The organism is Dokdonia sp. R78006, from assembly GCF_042466145.1.
Lineage (GTDB): Bacteria > Bacteroidota > Bacteroidia > Flavobacteriales > Flavobacteriaceae > Dokdonia.
The window spans coordinates 378287-400046 of sequence record NZ_JAXHBU010000001.1; the positions used below are offsets into that span (position 1 = coordinate 378287).

General features: G+C 39.9%; 8 protein-coding genes. All 8 read right to left on the minus strand.

Going from position 1 to position 21760, the window contains the following annotated elements:
• Positions 1 to 2 precede the first annotated feature (2 nt).
• Positions 3 to 704: a porin family protein gene (locus SJY37_RS01820; RefSeq protein WP_379952732.1), complete on the minus strand. Its 702-nt coding sequence runs from the start codon at positions 702 to 704 to the stop codon at positions 3 to 5.
• 104 nt (positions 705 to 808) lie between these two features.
• Positions 809 to 1282 carry a biopolymer transporter ExbD gene (locus SJY37_RS01825; RefSeq protein WP_013751254.1) on the minus strand — a complete coding sequence of 158 codons (474 nt, stop codon included), beginning with the start codon at positions 1280 to 1282 and terminating at the stop codon, positions 809 to 811.
• An 18-nt stretch (positions 1283 to 1300) separates the two neighbouring features.
• Positions 1301 to 1915: a biopolymer transporter ExbD gene (locus SJY37_RS01830; RefSeq protein ID WP_013751253.1), complete on the minus strand. Its 615-nt coding sequence runs from the start codon at positions 1913 to 1915 to the stop codon at positions 1301 to 1303.
• A 2-nt stretch (positions 1916 to 1917) separates the two neighbouring features.
• Entirely contained in the window at positions 1918 to 2352 is a 435-nt protein-coding gene (locus SJY37_RS01835) for a hypothetical protein (RefSeq protein ID WP_379952733.1), read from the minus strand.
• A 31-nt stretch (positions 2353 to 2383) separates the two neighbouring features.
• Positions 2384 to 3178 carry a MotA/TolQ/ExbB proton channel family protein gene (locus SJY37_RS01840; RefSeq protein ID WP_041295665.1) on the minus strand — a complete coding sequence of 265 codons (795 nt, stop codon included), beginning with the start codon at positions 3176 to 3178 and terminating at the stop codon, positions 2384 to 2386.
• Between the two features lie 442 nt (positions 3179 to 3620).
• Entirely contained in the window at positions 3621 to 5579 is a 1959-nt protein-coding gene (locus SJY37_RS01845; protein ID WP_379952734.1) for an OmpA family protein, read from the minus strand.
• Between the two features lie 10 nt (positions 5580 to 5589).
• Positions 5590 to 6504: a type IX secretion system membrane protein PorP/SprF gene (locus SJY37_RS01850; RefSeq protein WP_108876941.1), complete on the minus strand. Its 915-nt coding sequence runs from the start codon at positions 6502 to 6504 to the stop codon at positions 5590 to 5592.
• 32 nt (positions 6505 to 6536) lie between these two features.
• Positions 6537 to 21377, minus strand: a complete 14841-nt coding sequence (locus SJY37_RS01855; RefSeq protein ID WP_379952735.1) for a gliding motility-associated C-terminal domain-containing protein — start codon at positions 21375 to 21377, stop codon at positions 6537 to 6539.
• Between the last annotated feature and the right edge of the window lie 383 nt (positions 21378 to 21760).

Genomic DNA, 21760 nt, shown 5'->3' on the forward strand with positions numbered 1-21760 from the left:
CCTTATAAGAAGTAAAAAACTAATCCCAAACGAATCACCTGAAGGTTAACGTTATCGGCATCTATTTGCGCGTCGTCATTAAACAACGTACTCAAACCATAATATCCTTGGAAATTAAAAGCTCCGTACCCGAAAGAGAATGATGGTCCGTACTGGAAGTTATTTATCTCAGGTAAATCTGTACGAACAATATCAGAAGTAGCATCTTGAAAAGTAGATTTAAACCTGAATAAGTAACCTAATTTTACTCCGGCATGTATACGCCAAAAACTATACTTGGTTGGTGTAGATGTACGCCATCTGTATTCAAGTGGAAACTCAAGAGTATATGTAGTAAATCTATTTACTTCTTCGTTAATCTGATCATCAAGGATTTCATAATTGGTCACCTCACCCGCAATTTCTTCACCTATAAACAAGTTTTGATTATACGTATCAAGGGCAAGACCTATTCCTACACCAATTGCCTCATTGCGGCGCTTATTGATAGGAAAATCTCTAATAACTCCAACTTGTACTCCTGCACTAAGACCATTTTGACTAAAGCTTGCTGGTTTATTACTTAATAAATTAAATGTAACACCTACATAGACTTGATCTTCTCTATACAAGGAATCAACCTCCTCCTCATACGAAATAGCTTCCTCTTGAGCCATAAGACCAATAGTGAGAAATAAAATGGTTAAAAATAGGTAGTATTTCAAGTGGAAGAATTTGTAACAAATATAAGAGAAATGACAATGAGTATTGAAAATAAAAAAACGCCTTGAGTTACCTCAAGACGTTTTTTTACTAATTTAATATAGGACTATTGCGTTACAGCATCATCCGTTTGTGTGGTAATATAAATTACCTTAAGCATGTTTGCTTGTCTAAGCTCCTGCTTTACGTCATATACCAAACCTGAATTAGTTTCCTTATCTACTTTAAAGGCAACCATTACACGGTCTTTAAGCTCATCTCTAAGCTTTTCACGCTCTTCGAGTATTGCTGGTTGTACTTCGTTTATGTTTACAAACTTGTCTCCAATTTGTATTTTCCCTTCTGTACCAAGGTTCTTATATCCCTCTCCTGGAGTACCAGCAAAGATGTATACACTTCGATCCTTTTTAAGCTTCTCAGTTTGATCTGCTGAAGGTAAAATTTGAGCTACTTTGACGTCATTTTTACGTAACACCGTAGCAACCATAAAGAAGAATAATAACATAAATACAATATCTGGTAAGGAAGCAGTATTTACTGCTGGTAATTCCTTAGCACCGCCTTTTCTAAATTTTGACATATTGTTATTGTTTTTATATTAGTTATTAGGGTCTACTTCAGAAAGCTTCTGAGGATACATGTTCTTGATAATATCAAGTTTTTTCTCAGTTGCATCTTCGTTACCCTTAAAAACACCTTCATCTATCGCTTTACTTACTTCGGTGTACTTCCACCCGTATAAACGTTGCGATTCTCTATCACGTAAGAAATTATATGCTCCTACTAGCTCATTTTGAACTGTAATAAAAGACTCGTAAGATGACTCACGAAGACTCTTTACAGTAACAATAGCCTTATCAGGATAATCCGATGAACTCGGATTACGTTCTCCCTGACAATAGTCACAATACCCTTCTTGTCCTTTCGGCACTCCCCCATTATCTAGGAAAGCAATGGCTGCTGCTTGAAGATCTTTCATCTCCATAGGCTCATTTTCAACCAAAAGCTGTTCTTCATTGTTTACAATAACAACAAAAAGGTTCTTTTCTTTTATGATAGGAGGCTCCACATTCTCAGGTTGCTCTGGCGGTAACGCTCTTACTAGACCTCTATCTTTTTCAATGGTAGTAGTTACCAAGAAGAAGATAAGTAGTAAGAATGCGATGTCTGCCATAGACCCTGCATTAATTTCTGGTGCATTTCTCCTAGCCATAATTATTTATTTACAAGTTTCTTAGCTCCAGAAATAATCATTAATACAATTGCGACAGCCGCAAGAATAAAGAATGCATTAATACCAGCGCTTACCCATTGTGAACCACTAGCAGATAGCATTTCTCCGTCTTTCATTGCAACTTCTTCTGCTCCGCTTGCAGCGAAGTAAGATATAGCAACTACTAACAAGAATGCTCCGGCACCTATTAGTGTATTCTTTGCGTTACCCGAAAATAGACCTTTGATAACAAAAATCGCTACGAGTATTACTGCGATACCTATAACTATCCATGCAAGGAGAATCATGATATCAACAAGGTTCTGTGAGTCACCACCTACGATGGCTTCATTGTTTGCCCATACCATACCAGCAACAACAAGTGCTACGATACCTACGATACCAACAATGAGTTTTAAAATTTTATGTAATCCCATAATATGTATGAATTTTTAAGATTACTATATATTACTTCTTGTAACGTACAAGCATGTCCATCAATGTGATTGATGCATCTTCCATATCGTTTACGATACTGTCAATTTTTGCAATAATATAGTTATAGAATATTTGAAGAATAATAGCCACAATCAGTCCAAATACTGTTGTAAGAAGTGCTACTTTAATACCTCCTGCTACAAGAGCTGGATTCATATCACCCGCTGCTTCAATTCTATCAAAGGCTTGAATCATACCGATTACCGTACCCATGAAACCAAGCATTGGTGCAAGTGCGATAAATAATGAAATCCAAGATACGTTCTTTTCAAGTTGTCCCATTTGAACACCACCATAAGCTACAACAGCTTTTTCAGCAGCTTCTACTCCTTCATCTACACGGTCAAGACCTTGGTAGTAGATAGAAGCAACAGGCCCCTTAGTGTTACGACATACTTCTTTTGCAGCTTCAACACCACCACTATTTAATGCATCTTCAACATCTTGAGCTAACTTCTTAGTGTTAGTAGATGCTAGGTTAAGATATATAATACGCTCAATAGCAATTGCAAGTCCTAAAATAAGACATAAAAGTACAATCCCCATGAATCCAGGACCTCCTTCAATGAATCGTTTTTTCAAATCTTGCGTAAAAGAAAGCTCTTCTGCTACGGCTTCATCTTGAAAAGATGCACCAGAATCTACATTCGCAACGATTTGTTGGATTTGTACTGGAAGGGTTGTTTGTGCGTTACTGGCGTTTGCTGTGAATGTGCTTAACACTACTACAGCGGCAATTGCCATGATAGAGAATAATTTTTTCATTGCTCTTGATCTTAAAGTTTAAATTAGTAAAGGGTTAAATATAGTAATTAATTAGATTAACTGTAACAAATATAGAAAAGCATCGTCTTATTTTAATTACAATTATTTTAGTATGTAATCTCTAAAGTAGCGTGCTTTCGCTAAAATTCGCATGAAATACTTCTAATTCTATCACAAAATAATTACTTCACGTTATTGTGAAATCTTTTGAGATAGCAAGTATATGAAAGTATGCTGTAATTTCTTACTACCTTGATACTTTTTTAATAGAAACACCTCATTATTGTGAAAAAATAAATAGTCTGTTCTATATCTTGAGTTTTTTACTTACAAAAACACCTGTAAAATTGGAAAATACTAGTTCTTAACAAAGCATAAAAAAAGCTCTCAATTTTATTTGAGAGCTTTTCTTTATAATAACTAATAGTATGTTTTTGAATACTTACATTTTCTCTATAATAAACTCTGACCTTCTATTAATTTGATGCTGCACTTCATCGCATTGCACTCCATTAAAACAATCATTAAGCAATTGCGTTTCTCCAAAGCCTTGAGCAGACAATATTCTCTCCTTTGCTATTCCTTGTCTTATTAAGTAATTTTTGGTTGATATAGCCCTTCTTTGCGAGAGCTCCATATTATAATTATCATCTGCGCGGGCATCCGTATGAGATTCTATTCTAATCTCTATAGATGGTTGTTGAGACATCAGTGTTACAATCTTATTGAGCTCCATAGCAGCGTCTGGACGTATGTAGTCCTTATTGAGATCAAAGAATATAATTCCAACCTTAATTTTAAGTAGACCGTCATCTTCCACAATAAGTTCACTTAGCGTTTCAAGGTCTAAGGGAACTACAGTTTCTGATGAGATACTAGAAGTAACAATATTTTTTGAATTAGGAGTGTACCCTAATTTATTCACTTTTATATCATATTGCTCAGCACAGTCAAGGTCAAAATTAAATACATAATCACCATTCCTTTTACTCACGGTTTCAGAAAGCTTAACTCCATTCTCCCCATATAAAGAAACTGTAGCATCCGCTATACGCTCTTGCGTACGTGCGTTAATCACATACCCCTTAACAAGTTGTTTACAATCGTCTACAACATCTTCAGGAGCAATACGTTGTATTGCATAAATATCATCATCGCCTACTCCTCCTTCTCTGTTTGAGCATACAAAGCCTTGCTCTCCTTCTTCGTTAATAATGAAACCAAAATCATCCAACTTACTGTTAAGTGGCTTACCAAGGTTACGAGGATCTGAGAATAAATCATTATCCATATTACTTTCAAAAACATCTAATCCACCAACACCTAAATGTCCATCCGAAGCAAAGTACATCACTCCCTTTGCAATAAAAGGAAACATTTCTCTTCCTGATGTATTCACTTTAGGGCCTAGATTTCGAGGTGTAGAATATGTACTATCACCCAATATATCTACCACAAATATATCTGTAGCGCCTATTGTTCCTGGCATGTCTGATACAAAATAAAGTTTACTACCATCTTCACTAAGCGTAGGATGACCCGTAGAGTAATCCTTACTATTAAATGGCAGTTCACGCACATCACTCCAGTCGTCCTTTCTATCTAGACTGTCATTCCTAACTGCAGTATATAATTTGAGATGGCTAATTCCATCCTCTCCTCTTTTTAAATCTCCATCATAGTTATTTCTAGTAAAGTAAATACGATTACCATCATTAGTAAAAGCAATTGTAGCCTCGTGATATTTTGTATTTATAACCTTAGAAAATATTTTTTCTCTTTTTACTTCATTCTCGGCAGCATTTATTTGTCCTATATAAAAATCTAAAAATGGCTGATCGTTCCAATGATACCTTCTTTTGATATAATAAGACGTATCCACAGCAGATGAGTAGACAAGTTTATTTCCATAATATGCAGGTCCAAAATCTGAATACGCTGTATTTATTGATAAGTTTTTAAGCTCAAATTGCGCAGGAATCGCTAGCACATCTGCCAGAGTGCGTTCTTTCTGAGCATAATCATCAATACGTTTATCATTTTTAGTTGACGCTTTCGCGAAAGCTTTCATCCATTTTTTTGCCGCTTTATAATCCCCAACACCTTGTAGTGAGTGTGCAAATCGAAATAAATACTCGGCATCGACTTCATCTCTATATTGACTCACAAGCAGATCATACCACTTATAAGCCTCCTCCATATTAGTATTGAAGTAATATGAATCTCCAGCCTTCTGCAGAAGAACCATAGAATTATCTCCTCTATCTATTGCTTTCTCATAAACAGCTGCCGCTTCAACATAGCGCATTTGTTCAAATAGCTTATCTGCGTTTTTATATGTTTTCTGTGCAAAGAGAGAGACAGAAAAAAGTAGCAGAAGTATCGTAATATTCTTTGTCATTATTTATAATTTAAAAGAAACGAGGTGATTTAATTTTCTTTGTTTTTGAGATAAGATCAAATCTCATTGTAATCTCATGGCTTCCAGTATTAAATCGCTGTAGTTCTGTAGTAGTATAATCATAAGAATACCCTACCAGTAGCTGTGGTGTTATCTGGAATCCTGCAAGACCACTTACAGAATCATCCCATCTATAAGAAAGCCCTAATCTCAGCTTTTCATAAAACATAAAATTTGCAGATAAATCCACAATGAGTGGAGCTCCCGTAACACTCTTTACAAGGAAAGCTGGTTTAAATTTTGTCGTACTACTAAGATCTGTAACAATACCTCCTATTATAAATAAGTGAAGTCTTTCGGCAGCTACAGTTTGCTGTATATCATCATAGGTTTGATCTGTAAATAAATTTGGGATTGAAAACCCAAGATAGTTACGATCATTATGCCAGTAGACACCTGCTCCTAGAGTAGGTAAAAATTCACTCACATTATTTTGAAAAAGGACATCTTGACTTTGAGCATTACCCTTAGAAAAATCAATATCTAAGAAACGCCCACCTCCTTTTAACCCAAATGAAAGCTTACGAGTGTCTGAAGTCATTATCGTATAAGAAAAATTAAGATCTAGATACGTTTCCTTAGAGGGACCGAGTTCATCGTTTGCTATTGCCAGACCAAGACCTACATGTTCACCAATTGGAGTGTCTAAGGAAAAAGTCTGTGTTCTAGGAGCTCCATCAAGACCAACCCATTGCGATCTCAACACCCCAATCGCAGAAGCATGACCTCTAGATCCAGCATATGCTGGATTTACACTCAATGTATTGTACATATATTGTGTAAACTGGGGATCTTGCTGCGCAAATAGCGTCTGGAAGGATAGACCTACTAAACCTACTATTAATACTCTAAGCTTTACATTCATACTTTTTATTTTTAGTGCTTATACACCTTAAATTATCTGTTTATATATAACCATCCTGCACGACCTGAACTTCCATCATTAAGGTCTAGAAGATAATAATATGTTCCTACTGGCAGTTTCTCCCCTCTTTCAACGGTTGCTCGACCATTTGAAGTACCATCAAAGTTATTTTTATAGTTTGCTTCTTCAAAAACGATATTACCCCATCTGTTATAAATGCGAAGAACGTTGTTAGGATAATTTTGTAATCCTTGAATAACAAAGGTTTCATTCACACCATCACCATTTGGAGAAATTTCATTAAATATTTCCAAATCTTGTTCTACATCTAATACTGTAATAGTAGGATCATCTGGTTCACCATCATTATTCTCATCATTATCTGTAGGGTTTGTAGGATCATCCGAAACATCTGTTACAATGGCTCCATTTGCAGTTCTTGCAGTTACAGTAGCTGTGTTTAATACACTTCCGTTGGCCACATCCTCATTAGTAAGAACGTAACTAGCGCTGAATGTAGAACTGTCAGTCTCCCCTATTGCGAGATCAATTGGACCTCCATCTACCTCTACTAAGCTATCGTCGACACTTACGTCAAACAATGGTGTGTTACCAGTATTTGTCACAGTAAACATGTAATCAATACGGTCACCTTGATCTATTATATTATTGAGGTTAGTATCAATGTATTCTCCCATTTTCTGTAAAGAAATATTAGCTACTTCAAACATTGTTACCGTAGGGTCATCTCCTGCTCCAGTATCGTCTGCAGGATTAGCACTATCCGACACATCCGTAAGCGGCTGCCCCATTGCATCTATCGCACTTGCTTCTGCCGAGTTTATAATCATTCCTACCATGATATCATCTAGTGTAAGGACATATGCAGCTACTGCAATTCCACTTTCTCCAGGCTGCAATGTACTAGGCACAATAGGTAGGTTACTTAGTCCGATTGTACTATCGTTTATTTCAACATTAGTGACTGTTACATTCCCAGTATTAGTAACTGTAAACGTATATAAGATTTCATCTCCCACATCTACGGTGTTACTATTGTTCGTGTCTTGTAGCTGGGCTGCTTTTACTAAAGCAATACCTCCCATATCATCTATATCAAATACAACTGTATCTGCAGAGGTAACATCGTTATCAAATGGATCATTACCAATAGCCGTGACTGTATTAGTAACACTTCCTGTATCAATATCCGCCTGTGTTAAGTTATAAGTAGCAGTTACATTACCTGTATCAGAAGGTGTGAGTACATCAATCACTCCAACAATACCACCTAATAATGGATCATTTACAACAACGTCTGTAATAGTAACGTTTCCGTTATTAACTACGACAAAGTTATACTGTAATTGATCACCCAAGTCTATAGAGCCATTACCATTTGTGTCTAAATAAACGAACGTTTTAGTTATAACAATTACTGGATTTTGCTGTAAGAATACTTCCGTATCGTTATCAGGATCTCCATCTCCATCAGAATCTACTAGAACATCATTAGAAGGATCACCATCTCCATCAGAATCAACTCCACTTGTTGCAAAGTCTCTATCATGAGAAACATCTCTTACTTCATCACAATCTGCTCCCACGGGGTCTGCAACAATAAATGCAGTATTGAGCACATAACCTGTATCAATATCATCTTGCGTGATAGTATAGGTCTGTGTGGTTGTTAGAGATTGTCCAACTAATATCTCTTCAAATTCACCAACGAAACCACCTAGCAGCGCGTCAAATATTTCCGCATTTAAAAGTGTGATATTCCCTGTGTTTACCGCTGTAAATTGGAACGTTATAATATCACCCGGGACTGGGTTTGTAACGTCACCACTAAATGCAATATCTTCTTTAAAGAGAGAAATATTAGGCATACATCCGAAATCAACAATTGTTGGGTCATCAGGGTTACCATCTGTATTAGGATCAACGTTAGTGTTATCGTTCGGATCATCAGATGTGTCTACCACAGGTTCTCCGTTAGGTGCGCTTCCAGCAATAGTTGCTGTATTCACGACCATTCCAGCATCTACATCATCTTGTGTTAATGCGTAGGTCGCTGTGTAAATCCACACTTCATCTACATCAAGAACAGACACGTTACCTACATCTCCCGAATCAGGACCTGCAATAACACCTCCAAGTAACTGATCTGTAAGTACCGGATTTGTAACTGTTGTTGTTCCAGTATTTGTTAGAGTAAATGTGTATGTAATAATATCACCAGCTTGTAATCCATCACCTCCATCGTCAAGAACTCCAATCTTATCAAGATTCATACTTGCATCTTGAGGTATAAATGTATTAGTAGGATCATTATCATTACCAGTATTATCACCATCGTTACCTGAATCAGACTCATCAGATACTGTCGTTCCATTTGGAGATGTACCATTTACTTCAGCTTGATTTGTAACTACTCCAGCATCAATATCAATTTGCGTTAGCAAGTAGCTAGCTGTAAAGAAAAGCATATCTCCTGGATTTGCATCAAAGGCATCTGCATCGCCATCTATGTCAACTCCACCTCCTGTATATACAGGTACAGGCGTAGCACCAGTTCCTGAGAAGGCCGTTTCAACAAGTACTATATCAAATACTGCTACATTCCCAGTATTCTCAACAGTATAAGTATAAGTAATTGTATTTGACGCAATGTCTATACTTGAACTCTTAACAAGAGTAAGCTCTGAAGAAGATGGTAGCGGAGTTACCGTGTCATCATCACCAGCTCCAGACTCATCTGCTGGGTTACCAGAATCAGAATCATCACTTACCGTATTTCCATTTGGATCCTCACCAGAAGCAACTGCTTCATTGATTACCTCTCCTGCATTTACATCTGCCTGAGTAATGGTATAACTAGCTGTTAGTGTTTGGTTGGCCATTGGAGCTAGACTCGCAATTGTACCTACTAAACTTGGCGTCAAATTAGTATCTGTCACATCAATCGATGTTACTGTTACATTACCCGTGTTTGTTACCACAAAGGTATAAGCAATCATATCTCCAGGACTTACCACACCATCACCATTGGTATCTGCATAAGCACTTGTTTTTACAAGGTCGAGTGCAGGTGTAGCAGGTATTGGTAAGTTCGTTGGATCATTCGTATCATCTGCATCTGCATCTGAGTTTCCTGGTTGACCTTCGTCATCATTAGGATTTGTACTATCAGACACATCGGTTACAGCTGCTCCATTTGGATCTGTTCCTGTTGCCGTTGCTGTGTTTTCTACATTCCCAGCATTTACATCGGCCTGAGTTAAGATATAGTTGGCTGTTACACTTCCCATCTCCGTAGGTTGTAATGTAGATGGAGTTACCACTGCATTACTAAGTCCTATCGTTGCATCGTTTACTGTAAGATTACTAACTGTTGTACTTCCAGTATTTGTTACTGTAAAGGTATAAGTCACTTGATCTCCTGCTCCTAATAAACCATCGCCGTTGGTATCTGTAAGTGCCGATACCGCTTTCGCGAAAGCAATCTCACTCTCCACAGGAAGTGGCGTCACAGTAGCATCATCATCAGCTCCAGTATCATCTGCAGCGTTACCAGAATCTGAAGCATCGGTTATTGGATTACCACTTGGATCTGTTACCGAAGCTGTTGCCTCGTTCACTACAGTTCCAGCATTGATATCATCTTGTGTTAATATGTAGCTCGCAGTAAATGTAAGTACATCGCCAGGTGCTGCATCAAATGCATCACCTTCACCGTCAAGATCTCCACCACCCATTTGGTACAATGGTGTAGGTGCCGTTCCAGTTCCCGAGAAGCTAGTCTCTGTTACCGTCACATCATTGGTAGTTACATTTCCTGTATTTTCAACAGTGTATATATAATCGATTTGATCTCCTACTGTAAGTCCAGCAGGTGCATTATCTACATACGTACTTGATTTTACAAGCTCAATCATTGGCATTGCAGGGATTGGAGTACTCGTAGTATCATCTCCAGCTCCAGTATCATCTGCAGCATTACCAGAATCAGAAGCATCTGTTACTACAGCTCCTGCTGGATCTGTTCCGCTAGCAAGCGCTTCATTATCTACAACTCCAGCATCAATATCTGCCTGAGTTAATACATAAGTAGCAGTAAACTGCAACACATCTCCAGGACTTGCATCAAAAGCATCTGCATCACCATCCAGATCAAAACCTCCCGCTGAATACATCGGCGTTGGCGTTGTTCCTGTACCCGTAAATGTAGTTTCTGCTATCGTAATGTCATTTACTGTAGTGTTACCAGTATTCTCAACGATATAGGTATAGGTAATACTATTAGTAGCTGCATTAAAAGTTGAACTCTTAACAAGAGTAAGCTCTGAAGAAGATGGCAGCGGAGTTACCGTATCATCATCACCAGCTCCAGACTCATCTGCTGGGTTACCAGAATCAGAATCATCACTTACCGTATTTCCATTAGGATCCTCACCAGAAGCAACTGCTTCATTAATTACCTCTCCTGCATTTACATCTGCCTGAGTAATGGTATAACTAGCCGTTAGTGTTTGGTTGGCCATTGGAGCTAGACTCGCAATCGTACCTACTAAACTTGGCGTCAAATTAGTATCTGTTACATCAATCGATGTTACTGTTACATTACCTGTGTTTGTCACCATAAAGGTATAAGCAATCATATCTCCAGGACTTACCACTCCATCTCCATTGGTATCTGCATAAGCACTTGTTTTTACAAGAGCGAGTGCAGGTGTTGCAGTTATTGGTAAGTTCGTTGGATCATTCGTATTATCTGCATCTGCATCTGAGTTTCCTGGTTGACCTTCGTCATCATTAGGATTTGTACTATCAGACACATCGGTTACAGCAGCTCCATTTGGATCTGTTCCTGTTGCCGTTGCTGTGTTTTCTACATTTCCAGCGTTTACATCAGCCTGAGTTAAGATATAGTTTGCTGTTACACTTCCCATCTCCGTAGGTTGTAATGTAGATGGAGTTACCACTGCATTACTAAGTCCTATCGTTGCATCGTTTACAGTAAGATTACTAACTGTACTACTTCCAGTATTTGTTACTGTAAAGGTGTAAGTCACTTGATCTCCTGCTCCTAAAAGTCCATCGCCGTTGGTATCTGTAAGTGCCGATACAGCTTTCGCGAAAGCGATCTCACTCACCACAGGAAGTGGCGTTACAGTAGCATCATCATCAGCTCCAGTATCATCACCAGCATTACCAGAATCAGAAGCATCTGTTATTGGGTTACCGCTTGGATCTGTTGCCGAAGCAGTTGCTTCGTTCTCTACCGTTCCAGCATTGATGTCATCTTGTGTTAAGATATAGCTCGCAGTAAATGTAAGTACATCGCTAGGTGCTGCATCAAATGAGTCACCGTCACCGTCAAGATCTCCACCACCCATCTGGTATAATGGTGTAGGTGTTGTTCCTGTTCCTGAGAAGCTAGTCTCCGTTACAGCAACATCATTGGCAGTTACATTTCCAGTGTTTTCAACCGTGTATATATAATCGATTTGATCTCCTACCGTAAGTCCAGCAGGTGCATTATCTACATACGTACTTGATTTTACAAGCTCAATCATTGGCATTGCAGGGATCAATGTACTGGTCGTATCATCTCCAGCTCCAGTATCATCAGCAGCATTACCAGAATCAGAAGCATCTGATACTGCCGCTCCTGCTGGATCAGTTCCGCTAGCAAGGGCTTCATTATCTACAACTCCAGCATCAATATCTGCCTGAGTTAATACATAGGTAGCAGTAAACTGTAGCACATCTCCAGGTTTAGCATCAAAAGCATCTGCATCACCATCCAAGTCAAAACCTCCAGCCGAATAAACTGGCGTTGGTGTTGTTCCTGTACCTGTAAATGTAGTCTCTGCAATTGTGATATCATTTACTGTAGTATTACCAGTATTCTCAACAATATAAGTATAGGTAATACTATTAGTAACTGCATCAAAAGTTGAACTCTTAACAAGAGTAAGCTCTGAAGAAGATGGTAGCGGTGTTACCGTATCATCATCACCAGCTCCAGAATCATCTGCTGGGTTACCAGAATCAGAATCATCACTTACCGTATTTCCATTAGGATCCTCACCAGAAGCAACTGCTTCATTGACTACCTCTCCTGCGTTTACATCTGCCTGAGTAATGGTATAACTAGCCGTTAGTGTTTGGTTGGCCATTGGAGCTAGACTCGCAATCGCACCTACTAAACTTGGCGTCAAATTAGTATCTGTTACATCAATAGATGTTACTGTCACATTACCTGTGTTAGTCACCACAAAAGTGTAAGCAATCATATCTCCAGGACTTACCACACCATCACCATTGGTATCTGCATAAGCACTTGTTTTTACAAGAGCGAGTGATGGAGCACAAGCAATAATCGTAGTTGTAACTGAATTTGTACATCCAGTAACAGCGTCTACGAAAGTATATTCTATTGTGTGTGGACCAGGAGTTTCAATCGCTGGATCAAAGGTTGTATTTGCTACACCATCTATAGTAATAGTTGTTCCTATTCCTCCAGTTGCAAAAGCAGGAGAAACTACAGTAGTCAGATCTAGTGCTGGCTCTCCTATACAAACATTAGATGGAGCTGTAATTGTTGGAGTTGGCAGTAAATTAATTGTAAGCACTGTAGTATCAGAAACTATTGAAGAAGAACAAGCACCTAATCCCGTAAGAGTTTTAGTAAGCGTTACTGATCCCGAATTAATATCTAAAGTACTTGGAGTATAGATCGGGTTATCAACTGTTGTACTTGAAAAATTACCAGTTCCACTTGTAGTCCAAGCAATTGTTCCATTTGTAGACAAACCGCCTACAACTGTATACATTTCATCTTCACAGATTTCAGCTGTAGCTGGTCCTGCGTCAACTGTTGGTTCATCTTCCACAGTAATCGTTACCATATCTGTTGCAGCAACACAAGGTGCTGTAAAGTCAGATGTTAATGTAAGTATGTAATCTCCAGGTACCGTAGCTGTAAAAGTTACTGCTTCAGGATTAGCTGTTCCAGCAGTTGAGCTTAATGCTCCATCGCCTCCAGTTGGACTGGTCGTTAGTGACCAAGTTCCCATAGTAGCTCCGCCACCGATAGTAGCATCACTTAAGGTATAAGGACCAGCATCAGAACATAAAGAAACAGCGGCTCCAGCTTCAACTGTTGGCTCTTCACTGATTGTTAATGCTATTGAAGCAGATACTGTACTCGAAGCACAAACTCCTGTTCCAGTTACTGTCTTTGTTAGTGTTACTACTCCAGCACTTACATCTTGAGTACTCGCTGTGTAAACAGGGTTATCGATAGTTGCATCGTCATAGGTACCTGTTCCACTAGTAGTCCAAGTAATTGTTCCGTTGGTAGAAGTACTTCCAGCAACCGTAAACATATCATCAAAACAAATAGTTGCAGTTGGCGATGCTACTGTTACTGTTGGCTCATCTTCCACCGTAATCGTTACCGTATCTGTTGCAGCAACACAAGGTGCTGTAAAGTCACTTGTTAATGTCAGTATGTAATCTCCAGGTACCGTAGCTGTAAAAGTTACTGTCTCAGGAGTAGCTGTTGCAGCAGTTGAGCTTAATGCTCCATCACCACCTGCAGGACTGGTCGTAAGTGACCAAGTTCCCATAGTCGCTCCGCCACCGATGGTAGCATCACTTAATGTATAAGGACTAGCATCAGAACATAGAGAAGCAGCTGCCCCAGCTTCTACTGTTGGCTCTTCACTGATTGTTAATGCTATTGAAGCTGAAACCATACTTGATGCACAAGCTCCTCTTCCTGTTACTGTTTTGGTAAGTGTTATTACTCCAGCGCTTACATCTTGTGTACTCGCAGTGTATATTGGATTCTCTGCCGTAGCATTGTCATAAGTTCCTGTTCCACTAGTAGTCCAAGCAATTGTTCCGTTGGTAGAAGTACTTCCAGCAACCGTAAACATATCATCAAAACAAATAGTTGCCGTTGGTGATGTTACTGCTACTGTTGGTTCATCTTCTACAGTAATGGTTACTGTATCTGTTACAGCAACACAAGGTGCTGTAAAGTCAGATGTTAATGTTAATATATAATCTCCAGGTACCGTAGCTGTAAAAGTTACTGTCTCAGGAGTAGCTGTTGCACCAGTTGAGCTTAATGCTCCATCACCACCTGCAGGACTGGTCGTAAGTGACCAAGTTCCCATAGTCGCTCCGCCACCGATGGTAGCATCACTTAATGTATAAGGACTAGCATCAGAACATAAAGAAGCAGCTGCCCCAGCTTCTACTGTTGGCTCTTCGCTGATTGTTAATGCTATTGAAGCAGATACTGTACTCGAAGCACAAGCTCCTGTTCCAGTTACTGTTTTGGTAAGTGTTATTACTCCTGCATCCACGTCAAGTGCGCTTGCTGTGTAAACAGGATTATCAATCGTATTATCTGTAAAAGATCCAGATCCACTAGTTATCCAAGCAATCGTTCCATTTGCAGAAGTACTTCCAGCAACCGTAAACATATCATCAAAACAAATCGTTGCCGTTGGCGATGCCACTGTTACTGTTGGTTCATCTTCCACAGTAATGGTTACCGTATCTGTTGCTGCAACACAAGGTGCAGTAAAGTCACTTGTCAATGTAAGTACGTAATCCCCGGGTACCGTAGCTGTAAAAGTTACTGTTTCAGGAGTAGCTGTAGAAACCGTTGAGCTTAATACTCCATCTCCACCTGCAGGACTGGTCGTTAGTGACCAAGTTCCCATAGTCGCTCCGCCACCGATAGTAGCATCACTTAAGGTGTAAGGACCAGCATCAGAACATAAAGAAGCAGCGGTTCCAGCTTCTACGGTTGGCTCTTCACTAATCGTTAAGGATATTGAAGCTGAAACCATACTTGATGCACAAGCTCCTGTTCCAGTTACTGTCTTTGTTAGTGTTACTACTCCAGCGCTTACATCTTGTGTACTCGCTGTATATATTGGGTTTTCTGCCGTAGCATTGTCATAGGTACCTGTTCCACTAGTAGTCCAAGCAATCGTTCCGTTGGTAGATGTACTTCCAGCAACTGTAAACATATCATCAAAACAAATAGTTGCCGTTGGTGATGCTACTGTTACTGTTGGCTCATCTTCCACGGTAATCGTTACCGTATCTGTTGCAGCAGCACAAGGTGCTGTAAAGTCACTTGTTAATGTCAGTATGTAATCTCCAGGTACCGTAGCTGTAAAAGTTACTGTCTCAGGAGTAGCTGTTGCAGCAGTTGAGCTTAATGCTCCATCTCCTGTTGCAGGACTGGTCGTAAGTGACCAAGTTCCCATAGTCGCTCCGCCACCGATAGTAGCATCACTTAAGGTATAAGGACTAGCATCAGAACATAAGGAAGCAGCGGCTCCAGCTTCCACTGTTGGCTCTTCACTGATTGTTAATGCTATTGAGGCAGATACTGTACTCGAAGCACAAGCTCCTGTTCCTGTTACTGTCTTTGTTAGGGTAACTACTCCAGCGCTTACATCTTGTGTACTCGCTGTATATATTGGGTTTTCTGCCGTAGCATTGTCATAGGTACCTGTTCCACTAGTAGTCCAAGCAATCGTTCCGTTGGTAGATGTACTTCCAGCAACTGTAAACATATCATCAAAACAAATAGTTGCCGTTGGTGATGCTACTGTTACTGTTGGCTCATCTTCCACGGTAATCGTTACCGTATCTGTTGCAGCAGCACAAGGTGCTGTAAAGTCACTTGTTAATGTCAGTATGTAATCTCCAGGTACCGTAGCTGTAAAAGTTACTGTCTCAGGAGTAGCTGTTGCAGCAGTTGAGCTTAATGCTCCATCACCACCTGCAGGACTGGTCGTAAGTGACCAAGTTCCCATAGTCGCTCCGCCACCGATAGTAGCATCACTTAAGGTATAAGGACTAGCATCAGAACATAAGGAAGCAGCGGCTCCAGCTTCCACTGTTGGCTCTTCACTGATTGTTAATGCTATTGAAGCAGATACTGTACTCGAAGCACAAGCTCCTGTTCCAGTTACTGTTTTTGTTAGTGTTACTACTCCAGCGCTTACATCTTGTGTACTCGCTGTATATATTGGGTTTTCTGCCGTAGCATTGTCATAGGTACCTGTTCCACTAGTAGTCCAAGCAATCGTTCCGTTGGTCGATGTGCTTCCAGCAACCGTAAACATATCATCAAAACAGATAGTTGCCGTTGGCGATGCTACTGTTACTGTTGGCTCATCTTCCACAGTAATGGTTACCGTATCTGTTGCAGCAACGCAAGGTGCTGTAAAGTCACTTGTTAATGTCAGTATGTAATCTCCAGGTACCGTAGCTGTAAAAGTTACTGTCTCAGGGTTAGCTACCGCAGCAGTTGAGCTTAATGCTCCATCACCACCTGCAGGACTAGTCGTAAGTGACCAAGTTCCCGCAGTAGCTCCGCCACCGATGGTAGCATCACTTAAAGTATATGCACCATTATCAGAACACAAAGAAGCAGCGGCTCCAGCTTCAACTGTAGGCTCTTCACTGATTGTTAATGCTATTGAGGCAGATACTGCACTTGAAGCACAAGCTCCAGTTCCAGTTACTGTTTTGGTAAGTGTTATTACTCCTGCATCCACGTCAAGTGCGCTTGCTGTATAAACAGGATTGTCAATCGTATTGTCTGAGAATGAACCAGATCCACTAGTCGTCCAAGCAATTGTTCCGTTGGTAGAAGTACTTCCAGCAACCGTAAACATATCATCAAAACAAATAGTTGCCGTTGGTGATGCTACTGTTACTGTTGGCTCATCTTCCACAGTAATGGTTACCGTATCTGTTGCAGCAACACAAGGTGCTGTAAAGTCAGATGTTAATGTTAATACATAATCTCCAGGTACCGTAGCTGTAAAAGTTACTGTTTCAGGATTAGCTGTTGCAGCAGTTGAGCTTAATGCACCATCACCACCTGCAGGACTTGTCGTTAGTGACCAAGTTCCCATAGTAGCTCCGCCACCGATAGTAGCATCACTTAATGTATAAGAAACAGCATCAGAACATAAGGAAACAGCGGCTCCAGCTTCCACTGTTGGCTCTTCACTGATTGTTAATGCTATTGAAGCTGAAACCATACTTGATGCACAAGCGCCTGTTCCAGTTACTGTTTTGGTAAGTGTTATTACTCCAGCGCTTACATCTTGTGTACTCGCAGTGTATATTGGATTCTCTGCCGTAGCATTGTCATAAGTTCCTGTTCCACTAGTCGTCCAAGCAATTGTTCCGTTGGTAGAAGTACTTCCAGCAACCGTAAACATATCATCAAAACAAATAGTTGCCGTTGGTGATGCCACTGCTACTGTTGGCTCATCTTCCACAGTAATTGTTACCATATCTGTTGCAGCAACACAAGGTGCTGTAAAGTCAGATGTTAATGTCAGTATGTAATCTCCAGGTACCGTAGCTGTAAAAGTTACTGTCTCAGGAGTAGCTGTTGCAGCAGTTGAGCTTAATGCTCCATCACCACCTGCAGGACTGGTCGTAAGTGACCAAGTTCCCATAGTCGCTCCGCCACCGATAGTAGCATCACTTAAGGTATAAGGACTAGCATCAGAACATAAGGAAGCAGCGGCTCCAGCTTCCACTGTTGGCTCTTCACTGATTGTTAAAGTAACAGTATCCGAGACCTTAGTTGTAGAACAAGAATCCTCACCAGTTACTGTTTTAGTTAACGTCACTACACCAGCATCCACGTCCAAGGTGCTCGCAGTATATACTGGATTATCAATTGTATTATCTGAGAACGATCCAGATCCACTAGTACTCCATATTATCGTTCCATTACTAGATGTGCTTCCAGTTACTGTATACATCTCGTCATAACAGATGACAGCTGAGGCTGGACCAGCATCCACTTCTGGTGCTGGTGCTATAGTTACGGTAATTGTTTCCGTTTCTCCTTCACATCCAGAATTTGAGGTAGCCTGCACAACATACTCTACCGTTAAATCTCCTGCTGTAGTATTTGTAAACGCATCATTAGCAATTGCATTGGCTGCTAATCCTGCTGTAATTACTGCGTTAGACCCTCCAGGAACTAAGCCCGCTTGAGGTGTAATACTTACAAGTCTATACGAAGCAGCCGGAGTACTTGTAGGTTCGACATCTAAGGTCACCCCAATAACTACATCACTACAAACTGTCTCATCTAACGTACTTGAAACTACAGGCTCAGGAGCAACCGTTACCACTACATCAAATATTTGACCTGTACAAGGATCCGGATCACTCACGGTTAAAGTATATGTAATAGTCACATTATTAGATGTCCTATTTATATAAGTATCAGTTATATCATCTGCAGAAGGAGTATTTCGATTTGCAGCTGCAGGCACATTCAGTTCATCTGATGACACAACAGTATAAGACGGTGTAACGCTTGATACATCGATATTTAATTGTTCACCAGAACATACTGCTTCCGCAAAATCAGGAAACGGAGGATCTACTAATGTAAGGACCACTTCTTCTCTTACAGGGTTAGTACACGGAATACTCGAATCTGAAATTTCAGCAAAATAAGATATTGATCCTGCAGCAGTAAGTTCAGGCTCACCAGCTATTGGACTTCCTCCAGTCGCTGTGGTATACCAATCAACTGATATGTTTGGATCAGAATCTATAGCATTATTTGCATTAAGCTCTGCTCCAGATACTGCGCAACCAATTAAATCTTGAATAGAATTTAACTGTGGTTCGACCACAGTAATTGTTAACGTATCCTCTGCTGGAATACAAGGAGCCGCTGCATCTGTAGTTAATGTTAACACATAAATTCCGGCGGTAGTTGCTGTAAAATTGGCGGTATCAGGCGAAGATGTAGCTGTATTAGGTGTAACAGCACCATCCCCAGGATTTGTACTTACTGTCCAAGTACCAGTTGTAGCTCCTCCGCCAATAGACGAACCCACGAGCTGGTAGCTAGCAAAATCTATACATAACGTTATGTCATTTCCAGCCTCAACAGTTGGATCTGTATTGATAGACAAAACAAAATCATCAGAAGCGGTTGTTGCTCCACAACCACCTGTTCCAGTTACTGTCTTAGTTAGGGTTATTGTTGTCGCCGCAATATCATCAGCACTAGGAGTATACGTTGGATTTTCAGCAGTGAGACTACTAAAAACACCATTACCACTTGTTGTCCAACTTATTACATCTGATGGTGTGCCACCTATTGAAGAAGTACCATCTGTAAATTGATACATATCTATTGAACAAATCGTAGCTGCTTTTTCTGTTCCTACGCTTGCAGTAGGTGCTTCATCTACCGTGATTGTAACGGTGTCAAAAATTACAGGACATGGAGTATCCGTGTTTGTCGTTAATGTCAATATATAATCGCCAGAAACAGTTGCTGAAAAACTAGCACTTTCTGGATTTGCTGTTGCTATTGCTGGATTAACTACTCCATCACCGCCGCTTGGTTGTGTAATGGTCCACAGACCTGTAGTTGCCCCACCACCTATAGAAGCACTTGAAAGCATGTAGCTTCCAAAATCATTACATAATGCAATATCATTTCCTGCTTCAACAGTTGCTTCTTCTATTCTCGTGAGCGTAAGACTATCTGTTGTAGGATCACAAATCATGTCTGTATTAGATACTGTAACAGAAAGTTGTATCGTGGTTGCACTTTGATCTGCTGATCCTAACGTATAAATTGGATTAGTTGCAGACACATCATTAAAAGCTCCATCTCCAGTAGTTTCCCATAATATATTATCTGCCACTACGTTTGCAGCTGTTAGACTATATGTAGATTCAGTTTCGCAAATCTCTTCATCTGGACCCGCTTCACCAATAGGGGCACCTATTACATTAAGAGTAGTGCATCGTTGTTCTGCGCATCCACCTGGATCGATTACATTACATATTACATAGGTGCCAGGAGCAGCAAATGTATAATTAACATCTTGACCACCACCTCCAACGACTTGCGCAGGACCTCCGTCTACAGAAACAGTAAACTGCTGTCCAGCTCCAGATGCTGATGGTATAAATACAGACTCGCCTACACAGTAATCTTCGCCATCAAGAGCTATAGAATCTGTACCATCAATAGTGAACCCTAGACCACCTGTTGGAAATATAAAATAATCAATAAATGCGCAATTTGCAGCGACAGCTACAGAGTTTACCATAGGCCCTCCATTTGCCTGATTATTAAAAACCCTACCACCTCCAGATGGAACGGACTGACTATAGGTAAGACAATCTCCAGTACACCCCGCTGGTGTAATATCTGGCTGAGGACCTGCCGGAACATTACAAAAGTCACCTACTGTATTTCCAGAAGCTGCTCCATCCGTATATAATGTCAAACTAAAAACACCATCTGCAGTTTGTGCATTAAAGGCACAAGAAGTAATTGTAATTACTTCACAAACTGGGCCCGATGTACAATCAAAAGATATATTACCTTGACCAGGAATTATACCTACTTGATTTAAATCCTCATCTAAAATAAAAACTGCTTCAGCGGTTTGTCCGAAATCCCCACGTCTACAAACTCTAATTTCTATATCCTCAGAAACTGGTAATATGTTACCTGGATCTGCGAGAACAACGTCAAATCTCCATTCTGGATCTTCACCAGGACTACCGTTGTTCCCCCCTCCTCCTGTAATACAGGCTTCTGCTCCTTGTACTTGAAAAGTAACTCCATCTGCACCAAGAGCCGCATTTACGGCTATAATAGCATCTGGGTTTCCTGGAGGACCCGCAGGATCAGGGTTTGGCCTGTTAGTCCCTGCAATAATTTGAGCCTCTAATTGAAAGGAACAAAATAGAAGCGTTACAAAAAAAATTAAAGCAGTAAGTTGAGTTTTGGTAGTTTTATGAATCATACGTGATGATTTTGAAAGGATTTGGGTCAATTAGTATTGTCAACTAGTATTCAATGTTTTGACACTAGATTTTTTTCAAGGGAGAAAGATAAAGAACTTTCAAATGACATCTATGTATTTATCACAAGTTATCAACAATTAACATGACAATTACGACAAAAAGTATTTTTTTTCGGATTAAATACGTAATTCGCTATGATGAAATCGAAAAACCTACAATTCCCTTGATATTTAAGATGAATTCTTTTCTATTCGCCAACAAGAGACACCCTCAATTGCAATAAGCAGTTTTATTGCTCAATCTAAAACAACCCATTCAAGAACGTATTGGCTATATCAAACTAGTGGGCTGCGTATTATGACAAGAACCATATATAGATAAG

Coding starts and splice junctions, on each gene's coding strand:
- SJY37_RS01845 (WP_379952734.1), bottom strand. CDS start 5,579: ATGACAAAGAATATTACGATACTTCTGCTACTTTTTTCTGTCTCTCTC.
- SJY37_RS01830 (WP_013751253.1), bottom strand. CDS start 1,915: ATGGCTAGGAGAAATGCACCAGAAATTAATGCAGGGTCTATGGCAGAC.
- SJY37_RS01835 (WP_379952733.1), bottom strand. CDS start 2,352: ATGGGATTACATAAAATTTTAAAACTCATTGTTGGTATCGTAGGTATC.
- SJY37_RS01855 (WP_379952735.1), bottom strand. CDS start 21,377: ATGATTCATAAAACTACCAAAACTCAACTTACTGCTTTAATTTTTTTT.
- SJY37_RS01850 (WP_108876941.1), bottom strand. CDS start 6,504: ATGAATGTAAAGCTTAGAGTATTAATAGTAGGTTTAGTAGGTCTATCC.
- SJY37_RS01840 (WP_041295665.1), bottom strand. CDS start 3,178: ATGAAAAAATTATTCTCTATCATGGCAATTGCCGCTGTAGTAGTGTTA.
- SJY37_RS01825 (WP_013751254.1), bottom strand. CDS start 1,282: ATGTCAAAATTTAGAAAAGGCGGTGCTAAGGAATTACCAGCAGTAAAT.